This window comes from Bradyrhizobium sp. USDA 3262, from assembly GCF_054060035.1.
Genome location: NZ_JBSSCT010000001.1, coordinates 3,804,525 through 3,823,444, shown reverse-complemented (window position 1 = coordinate 3,823,444; position 18,920 = coordinate 3,804,525). Strand labels below are relative to the sequence as shown.

Genomic DNA, 18,920 nt, shown 5'->3' with positions numbered 1-18,920 from the left:
CGCGTGCGGGGAGAGGTCGGAACGCATCGCTAGATGGGTTCCGGGTGAGGGGGAGCCTCCGCAAACGCAACTATCACTGTATTCGCGGAAGCAGCCCCTCACCCCACCCTCTCCCCGCGAAGAGCGGGGCGAGGGAGCCCAGCCCCGTCGCCACTCGACGCGACCACGCTCTACTCATGCGATGCCGGCCCGCTGTCGCGGTAGGCCCACAGGCATTCGCGCGGCAACGCGACCTGTGCCTCGACGCCGACCTGATAGCGTGCGGCGGTGCCGAGTTCGATCGCCTCCAGCCGTTTGCCGAACAGCTCGATGCCGTAGGCGGTCTGGGTGCCCTGATATCTGCGGTCGAGCACCTTTGCCGAGAACGTGTTGACGCCGTCGGGGCGGCCGATCGCGATGTTCTCGGGCCGCAGCGCGATCCGCACTTTCTCGTCGGGCTTGAGCGCCTGGCACAGCGCGACCTCGCCTTGCCGGCCGTCACCGAAATCGACCACGCCATAGCGGCCATTGCATGTGACGAGCGTGCCTGCGAGCTCGTTGGTGGCGCCGGTGAAATTGGCGACGAACAGATCGGCCGGGCGGTTGTAGATCACGTCGGGCGTGTCCATCTGCAACAGCTTGCCGTCGCGCATCACCCCGATCCGATCGCCGAGCACGACCGCCTCGGCCTGGTCATGGGTGACGTAGAGCGCGGTCATCCCGGTCTGCTTGAGAATGACGCGAAGATCGTCGCGCAGCCGCAGGCGCAGTTTGGCATCGAGGTTCGATAGCGGCTCGTCGAGCAGCAACAGTTGCGGCCGGTACACCATGCTGCGCGCCAGCGCGACGCGCTGCATCTGGCCGCCCGACAACGCCACCACCGGCCGGTCGGCATAGTCGGACAGTCCGACCAGCGCCAGCGCCTCCTCAACCATGCGGGCAGCATCGGTGCGCCCGATCCTGCGGTGCTTCAGCGGATAGATCACGTTCTGCCGCACCGTCATATGCGGCCACACCGCATAGGACTGGAACACCATGCCGAGATCGCGCGAACGCGGCGGCACGAGGATGCCGCTTGCCGGCGACGAGACCACGCGCCCGGAAATGCTGATCTCGCCGCCGGTCGGATGCTCGAGCCCGGCGACGCAGCGCAGCGTCGTGGTCTTGCCGCAGCCGGACGGCCCCAGCAGCACCACGATCTCGCCGGCCGGCACGCCAAAGCTGACGCCGTCGATGGCCGGGCGGCCGATCGAAAACTGCTTCCTGAGATCGGTGACTTCCAGCGTCGCCGTCATCGCTGCACCATCAGCCTATTGCCGGTAGCCAAACGTCTTGTCCCAGTCCGCGACCCACGCCGCATGCAGCTTCACATACTCGTCGAACTTCGGATACCAGAGCTTGACCACCTTTGGATCGAACCCCTCCGGATATGCCGGCGGCGCCTTCAGGGATGTGAGATTGCCGAGCTCCTTGATCATGAAGGTCTGTCCTTCCTTGGACAGGCACCAGTTCAGGAACAGCTTTGCTGCATTGGGATGAGCCGCCGTCTTCGGAATGCCGGTCGCGTAGGGATTGACCGGAGCACCTTCAGGCGGAAAGAAGATCTCGATCGGCGCGCCGTCCTTCTTCTTCTGGTAGATCACGTTGTAGAGCAGCGGCGCGATCGCGATCTCGCCGCGCACCAGCGCATCGGCCGTCGGCGCGCCGGAGGGATACAGCACCGGATGGGTCGCGGCCTGCTTGGCCCAGTAGTCTTCGCCGAGCACCTTGCGCTCGAACATGATCCGCGTCCAGGTGGTGCCGCCGGACTGCGCGAACACCTGCCCGATCAACTTGTCATATTGCGGCTTGGTCAGATCCATCCAGGATTTCGGCGGGTCCTTCACCAACTCGGTGTTGTAGGCGATCGACCAGGCGATCGTCGCGCGCGGCCAGTATTTCGGCGAGATCAGCGCGTGCGGATCGTAATCGGCCGCGTTCGGCGGCGCGTAATCCTGGAACAGGTCCTCCAGCGGCTGCATCAGCGCGCGGTCGGAATGGTCGACGACATCGGCGATCAGCTTGCCGGCCGCGGCCTCCGTCTTGACGCGGGTGATCAGCTGGCCGCCGGGCGCGCGGACCATCTCGACCTTGATCTCGGGAAAGCGCTTGTTGAAGGCCTTGATGACCTGCTGCTCGATCTCGGCGAAGTTCGCGGTGTAGTAGACGAGCTTGCCTTCGGACTTGGCCGCCGCGACCAGCTCCGCCGAGCCGAACTCCTGCGCCTGCGCCTGCGCCGCAGGCGCCAATGCAAGCGCCGCCACGCTTGCCAAGGCCAGTGTGGTGAAGGTTCGTCTATCCATCGCAATCCTCCCCTTATTCGTTGTTATCCGGTCCGCGCCACGTTGCCCTGCGCCGATCCGCGCGACAGCCAGTTAGCGCCGCCGATCAGGACACCGAGCAGCACCGTCTGCACCAGGCTGAAGGCCGCGGTCTTGCCGATATTGCCGCCCTCGTAATAGTCGAGCAGCAGCACCGACATCACCATGGTGTTGCTGGTGTAGAGGAACAGCGACGAGCCGAGCTCGCGGATCGCCAGCACGAACAGCAGCGTCATCGACGCCAGCACGCCCGGCCTCGCCAGCGGCAACACGATCGTCCTGATGGTGCCGAGCACGCCCTTGCCGCAGACCCAGGCGGCCTCCTCGAGCTCGCGGTGGATTTGCAGGAACGAGGTCGACAGCGCCTTCACGGTGTCCGGCATGAAGCGCGCAATGAAGGCCAGCGCGAGAATCCAGATCGTGCCGTAGAGCCCGCCCGGCACGCCGATCCAGGCCCAGAGATAGGCGACGCCGACCACCAGCCCGGGGATCGCGACCGGCAGGGTCGAGATCAGGTCGATGGCGCCGCGCCCGCTGACGCGGGTGCGATGGATGGTGTAGCCGATCGCAAAGGCGAGCGCGCCGCCGACAACAGCCGTGATGACGCCCACCTCGACCGCATTGTAGATCGACCGCATCGTCAACGGATTGTCGAAGATGCTCTCGAAATGCGTCAGCGAATATTGCCGCATGTCGAACAGGCTCGCGACGTCGCGGATGAACATGAACTTGCGGAACGCCGCGACGATCAGTGCCAGCGACGGCAGCACCACGACGATGAGGAGGTAGACGATCCCGATCGCGAAGGTGAGCCAGCGCCACGGCCCGAGATCGAGGCTGCGCGGCCGGAACGCCTTGCCCGCGACGGTGGTATAGCTGCGTCCGCTCAGCAGCTTCTGCTGCAGATAGACCAGCAGCCCCGTGACCACCATCAGGATGATGGCGACCGCCGCCGCGGTGTTGTAGAGCGGCGGCGACCAGTTGGTGAGCTTGAAGATGTAGGTGGTGAGCACGTTCAGGTTGGTCGGCGCGCCGAGCACGGCCGGGATGCCGTAGATGCCGAGCATCACGATGAACGACAGCAGCATGCCCGAGACGATAGCCGGCATGATCAGCGGGAACGTCACCGTGAACAGGGTCGCGACCGGGCTCGCGCCGGAGATTTCCGCGGCCTCCTCCAGGCTCGGGTCCATGTTGCGCAGCGCCGACGAGGTGAACATGTAGACATAGGGCGCGTAGTAGATGCCGAACACGAACACCAGGCCCCACATCGAATAGAGATCGACGCGCAGGTCGGAGCCCATCCACTTGAACATCGTGTTGATCAAGCCGGTCTTCGGCGAACCGAGAATGGCCCAGGCCACGCCCGCGACCAGCGGCGGCGCGAACAGCGGCAGGATGCTGGCCGCGGCGATGAAGCCCTTGAACGGCGTGTTGGTGCGTACCACGATCCAGGAGAACAGGAGCCCGATCGCGACCGCGATCACCGTGCCGCCGCCGCAGGCGATCAGGGTGTTGAGCAGCGCTTCGGCGACATTCGGATTGGCCAGCACGGCGAGGAAATTGGCGATCGACAAATGGCTCAGGCTGAGACGGATGCCGTCGACCACCGGATTGGTGTCGGTGAGCGCGCCGAGCAGCAGCATGAAGACGGGATAGATGACCAGGAAGGTCAGGATCGCCAGCAATGCCGCAACCCAGAGGCCGGTGAACGCGCGGCGGCGAGTTCCCTCGCTGGCGCTTCGCATGGCTTCGCTGCGCCGGTCGGCCTGTCCGTGCAATGCGCGTTCCCTCTTGCGGCCCGATCTGACGCCGGGCCTGCTGTATACCAAGGGTAGTCGATCGCGACTGTGACGCAAGCTATCCGAAAGTCGCTTGGGCGCGTTTCTGTGACGCAGCGCGGGAACACGAATTCGATTGATCGCGTTCGCACGCTGCATCCACCGCCGTCGTCCCGGCGAAGGCCGGGACCCATACTCCGCGGCGGATGTCTTGAACGGGACTCGTCGTTCCAGCATTGCCCGACAAGCAGCATCGGTGGTTATGGGTCCCGGCCTGCGCCGGGACGAGGATGTGGGTGGGGCGCAATTCGAGATGTCAAAACAGCCACTCGGTGTCATCACCCGCGAAAGCGAAAGCGGGTGATCCAGTATTCCAGAGACGCCAGTGCTTGAGCCGATGGGCCGCGGCGTACTGGATCGCCCGGTCGAGCCGGGCGACGACAGATGTGGATGGGGACGCAGTTGCGTCGCCACAGGCTGCCGGGACGTCGGCCCGGAACAGTCCGGGCCGACCTCGGCGTTCTAGGCAAGGTAATTGCCTTCGAGCGCCGGCATGATGTCGAGCACTTCGAAGTAATGGTCCCAGAACCTCGTCTCGCGCAGGTGGTCGCAGAACCACGCCCAAGCCGAGAGGTCATCGGTCTCGCAGATCATGACGTCGGTCGCCCTGGTCGAGAAGGCCTCCGGCTCGAACCAGCGCACCTTCAGCTCCGGACGGCGCCGGAGCAAAGGAATGACCTCCTCATGCAGGAATGCGCGGCGCTGCTCGGTCTTCAGATCAAGCCAGTGCCGCGTGGTCTTGACCATGACGAAGATATGAAACCTGTGCGGATCGTCCTCGTGTTCGGGAAGCACGGGGGACGAGGTCGTTTGCAGTGTCACCATTGATTGGTTCTCCTTTCACGCCCATAATGTGAGTAATTGCTCATATTCGACAACTCGCGTTTTGGGAGATGTTCGTCATGCCGGCGAGGCGGCGCGTAAAGGCCCGGAAACAGCCGCTTCAGCAGCGTTCGCGGGAAACCGTGGCCGTGATTCTGGAAGCGGCGGCTCGCGTTCTGGAGGCGCGCGGGCTCGAGGGCTACAACACCAATGCGGTGGCCGAACGCGGCGGGATCAGCGTCGGATCGGTGTACCAGTACTTCCCCAACAAGGACGCGCTGACGCTGGCATTGATCACGAGGTTCGAGGACGCGCTGCTGGCAAAAGTGCGGGATGCGGTCGCTGCATCCGAGAGCAAGAGCCTGACGGCGTCGCTCAACCTGATCGTTCAGGCCCAGCTCGAGGCGCATGCCGAGCGAGCCGGGCTCAATCGCATTCTGGAGACCGAGGAGGATCGCCTGCGCCCGGCGTCGTCGGGCACGTCAGCGGCCGGCGAATTGAAGGAACTGGTCGCCGCCCTGCTGGCCCGGCATCGTCGTGAGTTCGCAAGGCCAGTCGACGATGACGCCATCGAGGATCTGATCGTGATCAGCCGCGCCATGGTCGACCATGCGCTTCAAAAGGACCTCTCGCAGGCCGCGGCCAGCCGTCGGGTGCTGCGCGCCATCGAAGGATATCTGTTCGGTCCGCGGCCGGACCTTTGACACTTCCGGCTAGGCCGCTTCGCATACGCATCATGCAATGCCGCGGCTGGGGAACGGGATGCCGGCGTAGTACATGGCGGTCCCGGAGACATTTTCAGGTATGCTCGAGAAGACCCCGACCACCGCGGCAGCGGCGCCGATCACCGATGGACTGCCTTGGGAGACCCGGCGCTGGGCGGTAGCGGCGATCTTCACGGCGCTGGCGATGGCTTCGCTCGATACCGCGATCGCCAATATCGCGCTGCCGGCGATCGCGAGCGATCTGCATGTCAGCCCTGCGGAAGTGGTCTGGGTCGTCAACGTCTATCAGATCGCGCTGGTCGCGACGCTGCTGCCGCTCGGCGCGCTCGGCGAGATCGTCGGCCATCAGCGAATCTATCTCGGCGGCCTGCTGCTGTTCACATTGGCGTCACTCGGCTGTGCGCTGGCGTGGTCGCTGCCGAGCTTGCTGGTTGCGCGCACCCTGCAGGGGCTCGGCGCCAGCGGCCTGATGAGCGTCAACACCGCGCTGGTGCGCTTCGTCTATCCGAGCCGGATGCACGGCCGCGGCTTCGGCCACAATGCGCTCGTGGTCGCGACCGCCTTTACGCTGGGGCCGACCATCGCCTCCGGAATCCTCGCGCTCGGACCATGGCCCTGGCTGTTCGCCGTCAACATTCCCTTCGGCGTCGTCGCGTTGCTGATCGGCATGAAGACGCTGCCGACGACGCCGCGCGCCACCCACGCTTTCGATTTCACCGGCGCGGCGCTGGCCTGCGCCTGTCTCGGCCTCTTCATCATCGGTATCGGCAGCGCCGCGCACAAGGCTGCGCCGGCGCTTGTCATTGCCGAGCTTGTCGGCGCCGTCCTGTTCGGATGGATCCTGACCCGGCGGCATGCCGATCATCCGGCCCCGATGCTGCCGATCGACCTGTTCCGGCGGCCGATCTTCGCGCTGTCCGCCGCGACCGCCGTCTGCTCATTCGCTGTGCAGGGCCTCGCCTTCGTATCGCTGCCCTTCTACTTCGAGGACATCTTGCACCGCTCGCAGGTCGAGACCGGCTTCTTCATGACGCCCTGGCCGCTGGTGGTCGCCTTCATGGCGCCGATCGGCGGCCGGCTGTCGGACCGCTATCCGGCCGGCATCCTCGGCGGCATCGGCATGCTGCTGCTCGGACTTGGCATGGTGCTGCTCGCGACCCTGCCGGCCGAGCCCAGCGTCGCCAACATCGTCTGGCGCACGATGATCTGCGGCATCGGCTTCGGCTTCTTCCAGACCCCGAACATGAAGGCGATCATGTCGAGCGCGCCGTCGCATCGGAGCGGCAGCGCCAGCGGCATCGTCGCGACCGCGCGGCTGACCGGGCAGACCACCGGCGCCGCCCTCGCCGCGCTCTGCTTCGCGCTGGCCGACCGCGAGGGTGCCACCGTGGCGCTGGCGCTGGGTGCCGGATTTGCCGCGCTCGGCAGCGTCATGAGCTTCCTGCGGCTTGCGGTCGCTTCGCCGCAAAAGTCATGACAGGTATGCGGCGCGCACAGTGCGCGGCCAAACACCACAGCATCAACTTTCTTTCGCGCTGCGAGCGCATTTTCTTGATTTGAACCGTTCCAGTTTCAAGGCCAACATCGCCCCGCAGTCCGGTCGGAGGATCGGACCATTCAGGGGATCGCGATGGCAAACCTCAAAATCAACGGCAAGACAATAAATGTAGACGTCGAGGACGACACGCCACTGTTGTGGGCGATTCGCGAGAACGTCGGACTGACAGGGACCAAATACGGCTGCGGCATCGCCCAATGCGGCGCCTGCACCGTGCATGTCGACGGCGTCGCGATGCGCTCCTGCGGCGTCACGGTGAGCGAGGCGGCCGGCAAGGAGATCACCACGATCGAGGGTCTCGCAGCGGGCGGCGTGATGCACAAGGTGCAGCTCGCCTGGATCGCCAGCGACGTGCCGCAATGCGGCTATTGCCAGAGCGGCATGATCATGGCCGTCGCGGCGCTCTTGAAGGACAATCCGAAGCCGACCGACGACGACATCAACGACGCCATCACCAATATCTGCCGCTGCGGCACCTTCCAGCAGGTGCGCGAGGCGATCCATGCTGCCGCGAACGCATAAGGACGCAGCGATGAACCAGCACGTCATGCCAAAACTGAATCGCCGCGCCTTTGTGATCGGCACCGCAACCGCCGGCGCCGGCCTCGCGCTCGGCCTCGACCTGCCGTTCGGCGGCCCCGCCGTGGTGCGCGCAGCCGACGGCGCACCTGAGGTCAACGCCTGGGTCGTGATCCGGCCCGACGACACCGTGGTGATCCGCATCGCCCGCTCCGAAATGGGCCAGGGCACGCTCACCGGCCTCGCCCAGCTCGTCGCCGAAGAACTGGAATGCGACTGGTCGAAGGTCACGACAGAATATCCGACGCCCGGCCAGAGCGTCGCCCGCAAGCGCGCCTGGGGCGATTTCTCGACCGGTGGCAGCCGCGGCATCCGCACCTCGCAGGACTATGTCCGCAAGGGCGGCGCCACCGCGCGCGTGATGCTGATCCAGGCGGCAGCCAACGAGTGGAAAGTGCCGGCCTCGGAGTGTAAGGTCTCCAACGGTGTCATCACCCACACGGCCTCGGGCAAGACGACGACCTACGGCAAGGTCGCGGAAGCCGCGGCCAAGCTCGAGCCGCCGGCCGACGTCAAGCTGAAGGACCCGAAGGACTGGACCATCGCCGGCAAGGGCCTGAAGCGGCTCGACACATCAGACAAGACCACCGGCAAGATGGTCTACGGCATCGACGTCAAGCTGCCGGGCATGCTGAACGCCGCGATCAAGGATTGCCCGGTGTTCGGCGGCAAGGTGAAGAGCTTTGACGAGGCCAAGATCGCCGGCATGAAAGGCGTCAAGAAGGTGGTGCAGGTCGGCGACAGCGCCGTTGCCGTCGTCGCCGACACCTGGTGGCACGCCAAGACCGCGCTGGATGCGCTGCCGATCGTCTGGGACGAAGGCCCCAACGCCAAGGTCTCCAGCGAGACGATCGCGACATGGCTCGCCGAAGGTCTCGACAATGCGCAGCCGGCCTACATCGGCAACCAGAACGGCGACGCCAAGGCGGCCATCGCAGGCGCTGCCAAGAAGGTCGAGGCGGTCTACAGCTATCCCTACCAGAACCACGCCACGATGGAGCCGATGAACGCCACGGTGCTCTACACGCCTGACAAATGCGAGGTGTGGTGCGGCACGCAGAATGGCGAGGCGGCCTTCGCCGCGGCGCTCGAGGCCTCCGGCCTGCCGGCGGAGAAGGTCGACGTGCACAAGCTGATGCTTGGCGGCGGCTTCGGCCGGCGCGGCACGACCGACTATGTGCGGCAGGCGGTGGCGATCGCCAAGCAGATGCCGGGCACGCCGATCAAGCTGCTGTGGTCGCGTGAAGAAGACATGCAGCACGGCAAGTATCACCCGATCACGCAGTGCAAGCTGACCGGTGCGTTCGATGCCGACAACAATCTGGTCGCGCTGCACTACCGGCTATCGGGTCAATCCATCCTGTTCTCGGTGCGCCCGGAAGCATTGCAGAACGGCATGGACCCCGCCGCATTCCAGGGCGTCGCGCAAGCCGGCGAGGCCGCGATCGGCTATTCGGTGCCGAACCTGCTGGTCGAGCATTCGATGCGCAACCCGCACGTTCCGCCGGGCTTCTGGCGCGGCGTCAACGTCAATCACAACGCGATCTACATGGAATGCTTCATGGACGAGTTGGCGCTGTCTGTCGGCCAGGACCCGCTCGAATTCCGCCGCAAGCTGATGGGCAAGCACCCCAAGCATCTCGCCGTGCTCAATGCCGTGGCCGAGAAGATCGGCTGGGGCACGCCGGCGCCGCAGGGCGTCTATCGCGGCATCGCGCAGGTGATGGGCTATGGCAGCTATGTTGCCGGCGCCGCCGAGATCTCGGTGACCGACGGCAGCAAGATCAAGGTGCATCGCATCGTCGCCTCCACCGACCCCGGCTATGTCGTCAATCCGGCGCAGGTGGAACGGCAGATCGCGGGCTCCTTCGTCTACGGCCTCAGCGCGCTGTTCTACGGCGGCTGCACCGTGAAGGACGGCCACATCGAGCAGACCAATTTCGACACCTACAACTCGATGCGCATCAACGAAATGCCGAAGGTGGAAGCGGTGATGGTGCCGAGCGGCGGGTTCTGGGGCGGCGTCGGCGAGCCGACCATCGGCGTTGCGGCGCCGGCGGTGCTGAACGCCTATTTCGCCGCGACCGGGAAGCGCATCCGCAGCTTCCCGCTGCGCAACCAGAACATCAGCTTCGCCTGATCAAACCGGAAGCGGCGGCCCGACTGGCCGCCGCTTCCCTTTTTCGGATTCTCGTGCATGGCCGTCACGCGTCATCAGACGCGCAGGGATGTGATCCGTGGCGCCGCTGCCGTCGCAGCGGCCGTACTGGCGCGTCCGGCGCTGGCACAGGCTGTGCCGCGCATCGCGGTGATCGGCGGCGGCTTCGGCGGCGCGGCCTGCGCGCGGGCGCTGCGGCGGCTCGACACCAAGCTTCAGGTCACGCTGATCGAGCCGAACAGGACTTTCACCGCCTGCCCGTTCAGCAACGAGGTGATCGCGGGTCTGCGCGAGCTTGCCGCACAGCAATTCACCTATGACAAGGTTGCTGCCGACGGCATCACAGTCGCCGCGCAGGCGGCCACCAAGGTCGATGCGCAGGCGCGCATGATCGTCCTCTCCGATGGCACGACGCTGTCCTATGACCGGCTTGTGCTGGCCCCCGGCATCGACATGCGCTTCGACGCCCTCTCCGGCTATGACGAGGCAGCGGCCGAGAAGATGCCGCATGCCTGGAAGGCCGGCGAGCAAACCATGCTGCTGCGCAAGCAGCTTGAAGCCATGGACGATGGCGGCCTTGTGGTGATCGCAGTGCCGGCTGCGCCGCTGCGCTGTCCGCCCGCGCCTTACGAGCGCGCCAGCCTGATCGCGCATTATCTGAAGGCAAACAAGCCGAAGTCGAAGATCCTGGTGCTCGACGCCAAGGACAATTACTCGCAGCAGAAGCTGTTCGAGAAGGCCTGGGCGGAGCTCTATCCCGGCATGATCGAACGGATCGCGCTGTCGCAGGGCGGACGGGTGACATCGGTCGATCCGGCGACCAACGAGATCGTCACCGACTTCGGCAACTACACCGCCGCCGTCGCCAATGTGATCCCGCCGCAAAGGGCCGGCCGCATCGCCGCGATCGCGGGCGCCGCGGACCACACAGGCTGGTGCCCGATCGATCCCGTCAGCTTTGCCTCGAAGCTCGTTCCCAACATCCACGTCATCGGCGATGCCGCGATCGCCGGCGGCATTCCGAAATCCGCCTCCGCCGCAGCAGCGCAAGGCCGGGCCTGCGCGGCCGCGATCGTCAACTCACTTGCGGGCAAGGCGCCGGAGACGCCGCGGCTCGATGGTGCCTGCTACAACACGGTCGCTCCCGGCTACGCTTTCTCGCTGAAGGGCATCTATCAGCCCAAGGAAGATCAGTACGCCGAAGCCGAGGTCACCACGAGCCCGGTCGACGCGCCGCGCGAGGTGCGCCAGCAAGAAGCTCACCAAGCGCTCGACTGGTTCAAGAGGATCACGGGAGAGGCCTTTGGCTAGGCTCTCGCTCATGGCATTGCTCGCCGCAACCTCGTTCACAGCCGGCGCGCCCGCTCGCGCTGAAGAGCTACGGCCCTACACCGTCGTGGGCGATGCGATTCCAGCCTCGCTGACGGGAACCAAGGGCGACGCCGCACGCGGCCGCGCGCTGATCGTCGAGCGTTCCTCCACTTGCATCCTCTGTCACAGCGGCCCATTTCCCGAGCAGGCGTTCCAGGGCGACCTCGCGCCGAACCTCGCCGGCAGCGGCAGCCGCTGGTCGGAAGGACAATTGCGGCTGCGCCTGGTCGATGCGTCGCATCTCAATGCAGCGACGATCATGCCGTCCTACTACCGCGTCGACGGGCTCGCGCGAGTCGGCACCTCGTGGCGCGGCAAGCCGATCCTGTCGGCGGAGCAGATCGAGGATCTCGTGGCTTACTTGATGATACTGCGGAACTAGGACCAAGCGATGGCGATTTCCGACTACACCACACGCCGAACGTTTCTGAACCTCACCGGCGGTGCCGCCGCGCTGGTGATCGTGCGCCCCGTGGACGCGTCGCCGGCGATGCTCTCGGCCGCGATCCGCAATGTCGTCGGCGAGGCCAATGTGCACACCGGCAAGGTCAAGCTCGACATTCCGCCGCTGGTCGAGAACGGCAACACGGTGCCGATGACGGTCAGCGTCACGAGCCCGATGACGGCGGACGAGTATGTGAAGAGCATCCATGTCTTCAACGAGAAGAATCCGCAGCCGAACATCGGCAATTTCTATCTCGGTCCCCGCGCCGGACGCGCCCAGGTGTCGACCCGCATCCGCCTCGCCGACAGCCAAAAGGTTACCGCCATCGCGCGGCTGTCCGACGACACGTTCTGGTCGGCGACATCAGATGTCGTGGTGACGCTCGCCGCCTGCACCGAGGAGGCAATCTGATGCCGTCGGCCCTGATCAATGTCCCGGCCAAGGCCAAGCGCGGCAGCGTCGTCGAGATCAAGACGCTGATGTCGCACATCATGGAGACCGGCTACCGCCACACGGCCTCGGGCAGCGTGGTGCCGCGCGACATCATCACGAGCTTCACTTGCCGCTTCAACGGCGAGGAAGTGTTCCGCGCCGATCTGTTTCCCGCGATCGCGGCTAATCCGTTCATCACCTTCTTCACGACGGTGACCGAGAGCGGCAAGTTCGAATTCGAGTGGATCGGCGACAAGGGATTCTCGGAGACCGCACAGGCTTCGATCACGGTCGAATGAAGATTGCGGTGTGCATCGCGCTGCTGACGGCGATGGCGGGCGCGGCGCTCGCCGACGGGATCCGGCAAGGCGAACGCCGCTCCGGCTACAGCTTCATGAGCGCCGACAGCAAGGCGATGCAGGACGAGGACACCGCCAATCCCGGTATGCTGTCTGTACTCGACGGCGAGGCGCTGTGGACGCGCAAGGCCGGCAGTGCAAACAAAGCCTGCGCCGACTGCCACAACGACGCCAGCGCCAGCATGAAGGGCGTCGCGGCGCACTATCCGGCCTTCGACAAGGCGCTAGGCAAGCCGGTCGACCTCGAGGGACGGATCAACCTCTGCCGCACCAATCACCAGCAGGCCTCGGCCTTCGCCTATGAAAGCCGCGAGCTGCTGGCGCTGACCGCCTATGTCGCACGGCAATCGCGCGGCATGCCGATTACGGCCGGCGACGATCCGGAACTCGCGCCGTTCGTCGAACAGGGCCACGCGCTGTTCATGCAACGGCAGGGCCAGCTCAATCTCGGCTGCACCAACTGCCACGATGATAACTGGGACAAGAAGCTCGCGGGCAGCGCGATCACGCAAGGCCAGCCGACCGGCTATCCGCTGTACCGGCTGGAATGGCAGGCGCTCGGATCGTTGCAGCGGCGGCTGCGCGCCTGCATTACCGGCATCCGGGCGCAGGCCTATGATTATGGCTCGCCCGAGCTGGTCGAGCTCGAGCTCTATCTGATGACGCGGGCGCGCGGCATGCCGGTCGAGACGCCGGCGGTCAGGCCCTAGACTAGCGCCAACCCTCATGGTGAGGAGCGCGAAAGCGCGTCTCGAACCATGAGGCCCCAGTCGGGCCTCGCCCTTCGAGACGCTTGCTGCGCAAGCTCCTCAGGGTGAGGAGACGGAGTTGCTGCGTAGCGGTCAGCGCTCAGCGAACGCCTTCTCGACCACGAACTGCGCGGGCTCGCCGTGATTGCCCTCGACGAAGCCGCGGCCGTTCAGCAGCGTGCGGGTGTCGGCGACCAGCGCGGGCGAGCCGCAGATCATGACGCGGTCATGCGCAGCATCGAGCGCCGGCAGGCCGATGTCGGTGAACAGCTTGCCCGAGGTGATGAGGTCGGTGATGCGGCCACGGTTGCGGAACGGATCGCGCGTCACGGTGGGATAGTAGATCAGCTGGTCCCGCACCAATTCGCCGATCAGTTCGTCCTGCGGCAGCTTCTCGGTGATCATCTCGCCATAGGCGAGCTCCTTGACGCGGCGGCAGCCGTGCAGCAGCACGACCTTCTCGAAGCGGTCGTAGGTCTCGGGATCCTTGATCACGCTGAGGAACGGCGCAAGCCCCGTGCCGGTGCCGATCAGATAGAGGTTGCGGCCGTCCTCGAGGTTGTCGATGACGAGCGTGCCGGTCGCCTTGCGGCTGACGATGATCTCGTCGCCTTCCTTGAGGTGCTGGAGGCGCGAGGTCAACGGGCCGTCCGGAACCTTGATCGAGAAGAACTCCAGCGTGTCCTCGTAGTTCGCGCTGGCGACGCTGTAGGCCCGCAGCAGCGGCTTCTCGCCGACCTTGAGCCCGATCATGGTGAACTCGCCGTTGCGGAAGCGGAACGACAGATTGCGCGTGGTTTTGAAGGAGAACAGCGTGTCGGTCCAGTGGTGAACGCTGAGGACGCTTTCCTGGTTGAAATTGCTCATCGTCAGTTTCCTTGACGCGCGGGTCGGATTGGCGGCAAAATCATTTGTACACGATCGTTCGTATACAAATGAATAATCCAGCTTGATCCGGCCGTCAAGCCACGGGCACAATGGCCGGCGAAGGCGTTGAACCAAAAGGAAAAACCATGGCGCACGATGCACCCCAGGCCACCGGCCCCAGCAAGCTGGTGATCCGCAATATCGGGCTGTTGCTGTCGGGAGCCCTGGAGAAGCCGATCCTGGATGCCGATACCATCGTCGCCGAGAACGGCAAGATCACCGCGATCGGCCGCCTCAAGGACGTCGACACCGAAGGCGCCACCACCATCGTCGATGCCAACGGCACGACGGTCGCGCCCGGCCTGATCGACAGCCATGTCCACCCGGTCGCCGGCGACTGGACGCCGCGGCAGAACCAGATCAACTGGATCGACAGCTATCTGCATGGCGGCGTCACCACCATGATCTCCGCCGGCGAGGTGCACATGCCCGGGCGGCCGCGCGACGTCGTCGGGCTGAAGGCGATGGCGATCTTCGCGCAGCGCGCGTTCTGGACGCTGCGTCCGGGCGGCGTGAAGGTGCATGCCGGCGCGCCCGTGATCGAATGCGAGATGGTGGAGGACGACTTCAAGGAGATGGCCGCCGCCGGGGTCAAGCTGCTCGGCGAGGTCGGGCTCGGCGGCGTCAAGGATGGACCGACCGCGCGCAAGATGGTCGGCTGGGCACGCAAATACGGCATTCAAAGCACGATCCACACCGGCGGCCCATCGATCCCGGGCTCCGGCCTGATCGACAAGGATGTGGTGCTGGAGGCCGATACCGATGTGGTCGGTCATATCAATGGCGGCCACACCGCCCTGCCCGACGACCAGATCCGCTGCATCTGCGAGGGCTGCAAGCGCGGGCTCGAGCTGGTGCACAACGGCAATGAGCGCTCGGCGCTGTTCACGCTGCGCACGGCGCGCGAGATGGGCGATTTGCACCGCGTCATCCTCGGCACCGACGCGCCCGCCGGCTCCGGCGTGCAGCCGCTCGGCATCTTGCGGATGGTCTCGCTCTTGTCCTCGCTCGGCGAGCTCCCGGCCGAGCTGGCGTTCTGCCTTGCGACCGGCAACACCGCACGGATGCGCGAGCTCGATTGCGGCCTGATCGAGGTCGGCCGCTCGGCCGATTTCGTGCTGATGGACAAGGCACAGCATTCGCCGGGCAAGAACATCCTGGAGAGCGTTCAGCTCGGCGATCTTCCGGGCATCGGCATGACCATCATCGACGGCATCGTCCGCACCCAGCGCAGCCGCAACACGCCGCCCGCGGGCAAGGTGCCGGAGATCGTGGCGAAGTGACGTGCACCAAAGCCGTTGCGCGGAGGTGAAACATATTCGGTGTCGTCCCGGCGAAGGCCGGGACCCATAACCACAGGGTTGGATTGTTGAGAACGGCTGTGGCTCCAGCGCTGCGTAACAATGCCCTTCGGTGGTGATGGGTCCCGGCCTTCGCCGGGACGACACCGAGCGTTTGGTGCCGCTCGTGAGTCACACATTCACTTGCTCCCAGGGTGATAGTGCCGGATCGGTTTGCTCAACCCCTTGAGCGGGCTGCCAGATAGCGCGCCCGGCGGCGCGCGGCTTTGCCGCGCCGCCTGCGTAACCGAACCTTGTTTTCACCTGTCACCATTGCGGTGTATCCTGACCGCAAGCGAACCTTGGCCGGCGGCACTCGCAAGAGGCATTTTTCGATCCGGAATAGTTCTTGCTGCTGCGTGCCGCCATGCCGTGTTGATTTACACCAGGCAATCAGGAGGCAGCCGATGACGATGAGGCCAGATCCTACGTTTCACGCGTCGCCGAAGCTCGCGATGGAAGCGCCGGCCGAGAGCTTTGCCTACACCGTGCTGCTCAGTCCGGATTTTTCAAAGCCGGACGCGCTCGCGGTGATCGACGTCAAGCCCGGCTCGCCGACCTACAGCAAGATCGTCCATACGGTGACGATGCCCAACAAGGGCGACGAGTTCCACCATTTCGGCTGGAACGCCTGCTCATCGGCGCTGTCCCCGCTGGCCGGACACGCCTTCCTCGAGCGTCGCTATCTCATCATCCCCGGCATGCGATCGTCCCGGATCTATATCGTCGACACCAAGCCGGATCCGACGCAAGCGAAGATCCACAAGATCATCGAGCCCGAGGAAATCTTCAAGAAGACCGGCTACTCGCGACCGCACACCATCCACTGCGGGCCCGAAGGCATCTATGTCAGCACGCTCGGCGGGAGCGGCAAGGACGGCACCGACGGGCCGCCCGGCATCTTCATCATGGACTGCGAGACATTCGAGGTGCTCGGCCGGTGGGAGATCGATCGTGGACCGCAGACCAAGCACTATGACTTCTGGTGGAACCTGCCGCGCGACTACATGGTGAGCAGCGAGTGGGCCTTGCCGCCGCAGTTCGAGAACGGCATCGTGCCGGAAGACCTGCTGTCGAACAAATACGGCCATCGGCTGCATTTCTGGGACCTGCGCGCCCGACGCAACGTCCAGACCATCGACCTCGGCGCCAACCATCAAATGGCGCTGGAGGTGCGTCCGGCACACGATCCGGTTCGCGAACACGGCTTCGTTGGCGTCGTGGTCGACACCACGAACCTCGAGGGTTCGATCTGGACCTGGTGGCGCGAGGGCGGCAAGTTTCACATCGAGAAGACGGTGACGATCCCACCCGAGCCTGCATCGAAAGACCAGCTGCCGCCGCTGTTGCAGGGTTTCGGCGCCGTACCTCCGCTGGTGACCGACATCGACTTGTCGATGGATGACAAGTTTCTCTACGTCGCCTGCTGGGGCACCGGCGAGATGCGCCAATACGATGTCAGCGATCCGCGCAAGCCGAAGCTCGCCGGATCGGTCCGCATCGGCGGCATCGTTCATCGCGCGCCACACCCGAACGGACAGGCTTTTGCCGGCGGGCCGCAGATGGTCGAGATCAGCCGCGACGGCAAGCGGGTGTACTGGACCAATTCGCTCTATTCGACCTGGGACAACCAGTTCTATCCGCAAGGCATTCCCGGCGCCGAGGTGATGGCGAATGCAAGCCCGGGCGGAGGCCTCGAACTGGCGAAGGACTACTGGGTCAGCTTCCCCGACGGCTACCGGGCGCACCAGATCCGGCTCGATGGCGGCGACTGCTCCACCGACTCCTTCTGCTATCCGTCGGTCTAGAGCGTTTTCGAGCGAAGTGGGTACCGGCTCGCGTGAAGAAAACGCGTCAAAACAAGAACCCAGAGCCCGTTCCGATTCGATCGGAACGGAAAAGGCCCTGACGTGAGCCCGGCCGACTGGACTCCGGCCTGGCTGTGGCTGGCGGTCATCGCGAGCGGCCTCTACCACGGGATCAACCCGGGCATGGGCTGGCCACTCGCCGTTTCTGCGGGATTGATGCAGAGGAGTTCGCGCGCGCTGGTGACCGCGCTTGGCCCGCTCGCGATCGGTCATTTGCTGGCGATGCTGCTGGTGATCCTTCCGTTCGCACTGCTGATCACCGTCGTCGAATGGCAGCGCACGATCCGGATCGGCGCCAGCCTTCTCGTCATCCTGTTCGGTGTCTATCGACTGATCGACCGGCGCCATCCGCGGGCCCTGGCGCGGATACCGCCGACGCAACTCGCTTTGTGGTCGTTCGCGGTGGCGATCGCCCATGGCGCGGCGCTGATGCTGGTGCCGATTTATCTGGGGCTGTGCCGCGAGGCTGAAGCGGACCAAGGCCATGCGGCCGCCAACAGCCTGATCGACACCAGTCTCACGATGGCCGTGCTGGTCTCGATCGTTCATGCCGCCGCGATGATCGCCGCCGGCGGATGCCTGGCGTGGCTGGTCTACCGCTATCTCGGCCTCAAATTCGTGGCCCGGAGCTGGTTCAACCTGGACACGGTTTGGGCCCTCAGCCTGGTGCTGGTGGGGGTCGTTGCGCTGGTGCTTGCTCTTGCAACGTAGTCCGGACGCGGCACGCCGCCCAATCGGCAAGGTTGCGGAGGTCGTGACGACGTGAGCCACGATAGATGACCCGTCATCCCCGCGCAACGGCTTTGCCGTTGTCGCTGGAGGTGCACGCGCAAGCGTGCCTCGAAGGGTGAACGGCCCGCGGCAGACAGCCGGGCCGTCGACCCTTCGAGACGCCACGCTCCGCGCGGCTCCTCAGGGTGACGGTGATAGATTGTGTCAGCGAAGCTTGCCGAGCAGCGCGATCAGCGTCTCGCGCTCCTTGGCGTCCAGCGGTGCCAGCGTCTCCCTGGAGATCACCAGCGCATTGGGCGCGGCCTTGTCGGCCATCTGCTGGCCGGCGCGCGTGAGACTCACCAGCAGGCGGCGGCCGTCGTCGGGATCGGGCGCGGTCTCGGTCAGGCCGCGCGCGGTTAGGCGATCGATCACGCCCTTGATGGTCGCAACATCCATCGAGGTCAGCCGCCCAAGCTGGTTCTGCGAGCAGGCGCCGACCTCGGACAGCTTCGACAGCGCCGCCCACTGCGTCGGCGTCAGATTGATGCCGATCTCCCGGGCGAAGATCACGGCGTGGCGCTGCGACACCTGGCGCAGGATGAAGCCGATCTGCTCATCCAGCACGTATCCCGGCTTGGTCGCCTTCCCGTTTCGCTTCTGCGCAGCACTCCTCGCCATCGTCCACCCCGCCCT

General features: G+C 65.3%; 18 protein-coding genes. 12 read left to right on the top strand and 6 right to left on the bottom strand.

Annotated features, from left to right (window positions below):
* Nucleotides 1-170 precede the first annotated feature (170 nt).
* From ACVWYP_RS17575 to ACVWYP_RS17560, 4 genes are all read right to left on the bottom strand, one after another.
* Nucleotides 171-1,274 carry an ABC transporter ATP-binding protein gene (locus ACVWYP_RS17575; protein ID WP_304499198.1) on the bottom strand — a complete coding sequence of 368 codons (1,104 nt, stop codon included), beginning with the start codon at nt 1,272-1,274 and terminating at the stop codon, nt 171-173.
* Between the two features lie 15 nt (nt 1,275-1,289).
* Nucleotides 1,290-2,321 carry an ABC transporter substrate-binding protein gene (locus ACVWYP_RS17570; RefSeq protein WP_304499197.1) on the bottom strand — a complete coding sequence of 344 codons (1,032 nt, stop codon included), beginning with the start codon at nt 2,319-2,321 and terminating at the stop codon, nt 1,290-1,292.
* 23 nt (nt 2,322-2,344) lie between these two features.
* The gene (locus ACVWYP_RS17565) at nt 2,345-4,087 is read right to left on the bottom strand and encodes an ABC transporter permease (protein WP_209911591.1); all 1,743 of its coding nucleotides are present in this window, start codon (nt 4,085-4,087) and stop codon (nt 2,345-2,347) included.
* 555 nt (nt 4,088-4,642) lie between these two features.
* Nucleotides 4,643-5,005, bottom strand: a complete 363-nt coding sequence (locus ACVWYP_RS17560; protein WP_304499196.1) for a darcynin family protein — start codon at nt 5,003-5,005, stop codon at nt 4,643-4,645.
* A 140-nt stretch (nt 5,006-5,145) separates the two neighbouring features.
* Here ACVWYP_RS17560 and ACVWYP_RS17555 point away from each other — a divergent pair, with 140 nt between their 5' ends.
* The 9 genes from ACVWYP_RS17555 (at nt 5,146) to soxA (ending at nt 13,339) form a co-directional block, all read left to right on the top strand.
* Nucleotides 5,146-5,706 (top strand): TetR/AcrR family transcriptional regulator, encoded by a 561-nt coding sequence (locus ACVWYP_RS17555; protein ID WP_304499195.1) that lies wholly within the window; start codon nt 5,146-5,148, stop codon nt 5,704-5,706.
* 100 nt (nt 5,707-5,806) lie between these two features.
* The gene (locus tag ACVWYP_RS17550; RefSeq protein WP_028338898.1) at nt 5,807-7,204 is read left to right on the top strand and encodes an MFS transporter; all 1,398 of its coding nucleotides are present in this window, start codon (nt 5,807-5,809) and stop codon (nt 7,202-7,204) included.
* Between the two features lie 153 nt (nt 7,205-7,357).
* Nucleotides 7,358-7,807, top strand: coding sequence for a (2Fe-2S)-binding protein (locus ACVWYP_RS17545; protein ID WP_304499194.1), 450 nt, complete (start codon nt 7,358-7,360; stop codon nt 7,805-7,807).
* 10 nt (nt 7,808-7,817) lie between these two features.
* Complete coding sequence (locus tag ACVWYP_RS17540) at nt 7,818-10,004, top strand: xanthine dehydrogenase family protein molybdopterin-binding subunit (protein ID WP_304499193.1); 2,187 nt, start codon at nt 7,818-7,820, stop codon at nt 10,002-10,004.
* Between the two features lie 57 nt (nt 10,005-10,061).
* Nucleotides 10,062-11,333: an NAD(P)/FAD-dependent oxidoreductase gene (locus ACVWYP_RS17535; protein WP_304499192.1), complete on the top strand. Its 1,272-nt coding sequence runs from the start codon at nt 10,062-10,064 to the stop codon at nt 11,331-11,333.
* Between the two features lie 10 nt (nt 11,334-11,343).
* Complete coding sequence (gene soxX / locus ACVWYP_RS17530) at nt 11,344-11,775, top strand: sulfur oxidation c-type cytochrome SoxX (protein WP_304500242.1); 432 nt, start codon at nt 11,344-11,346, stop codon at nt 11,773-11,775.
* A gap of 9 nt (nt 11,776-11,784) precedes the next feature.
* Nucleotides 11,785-12,249 carry a SoxY-related AACIE arm protein gene (locus tag ACVWYP_RS17525; RefSeq protein WP_304499191.1) on the top strand — a complete coding sequence of 155 codons (465 nt, stop codon included), beginning with the start codon at nt 11,785-11,787 and terminating at the stop codon, nt 12,247-12,249.
* Nucleotides 12,249-12,569, top strand: a complete 321-nt coding sequence (soxZ, locus tag ACVWYP_RS17520) for a thiosulfate oxidation carrier complex protein SoxZ (protein WP_304499190.1) — start codon at nt 12,249-12,251, stop codon at nt 12,567-12,569. Before ACVWYP_RS17525 ends, soxZ begins: the two co-directional genes overlap by 1 nt.
* Complete coding sequence (soxA, locus tag ACVWYP_RS17515; protein ID WP_439711164.1) at nt 12,566-13,339, top strand: sulfur oxidation c-type cytochrome SoxA; 774 nt, start codon at nt 12,566-12,568, stop codon at nt 13,337-13,339. The genes soxZ and soxA overlap by 4 nt, the downstream gene beginning before the upstream one ends.
* Nucleotides 13,340-13,471: 132 nt before the next feature.
* Here the strand turns inward: soxA and ACVWYP_RS17510 are convergent, their stop codons facing one another.
* Nucleotides 13,472-14,245, bottom strand: coding sequence for a ferredoxin--NADP reductase (locus ACVWYP_RS17510; RefSeq protein WP_304499189.1), 774 nt, complete (start codon nt 14,243-14,245; stop codon nt 13,472-13,474).
* A 146-nt stretch (nt 14,246-14,391) separates the two neighbouring features.
* Between ACVWYP_RS17510 and ACVWYP_RS17505 the strand changes: the two genes are divergently transcribed.
* The 3 genes from ACVWYP_RS17505 (at nt 14,392) to ACVWYP_RS17495 (ending at nt 18,224) form a co-directional block, all read left to right on the top strand.
* Nucleotides 14,392-15,588, top strand: coding sequence for an amidohydrolase family protein (locus ACVWYP_RS17505; protein ID WP_304499188.1), 1,197 nt, complete (start codon nt 14,392-14,394; stop codon nt 15,586-15,588).
* A 464-nt stretch (nt 15,589-16,052) separates the two neighbouring features.
* Entirely contained in the window at nt 16,053-17,453 is a 1,401-nt protein-coding gene (locus tag ACVWYP_RS17500) for a selenium-binding protein SBP56-related protein (RefSeq protein WP_168857886.1), read from the top strand.
* A gap of 102 nt (nt 17,454-17,555) precedes the next feature.
* Entirely contained in the window at nt 17,556-18,224 is a 669-nt protein-coding gene (locus ACVWYP_RS17495) for a hypothetical protein (protein ID WP_304499187.1), read from the top strand.
* Nucleotides 18,225-18,449: 225 nt separating this feature from the next.
* Here the strand turns inward: ACVWYP_RS17495 and ACVWYP_RS17490 are convergent, their stop codons facing one another.
* Entirely contained in the window at nt 18,450-18,905 is a 456-nt protein-coding gene (locus ACVWYP_RS17490) for a MarR family winged helix-turn-helix transcriptional regulator (RefSeq protein WP_304499186.1), read from the bottom strand.
* Nucleotides 18,906-18,920 lie beyond the last annotated feature (15 nt).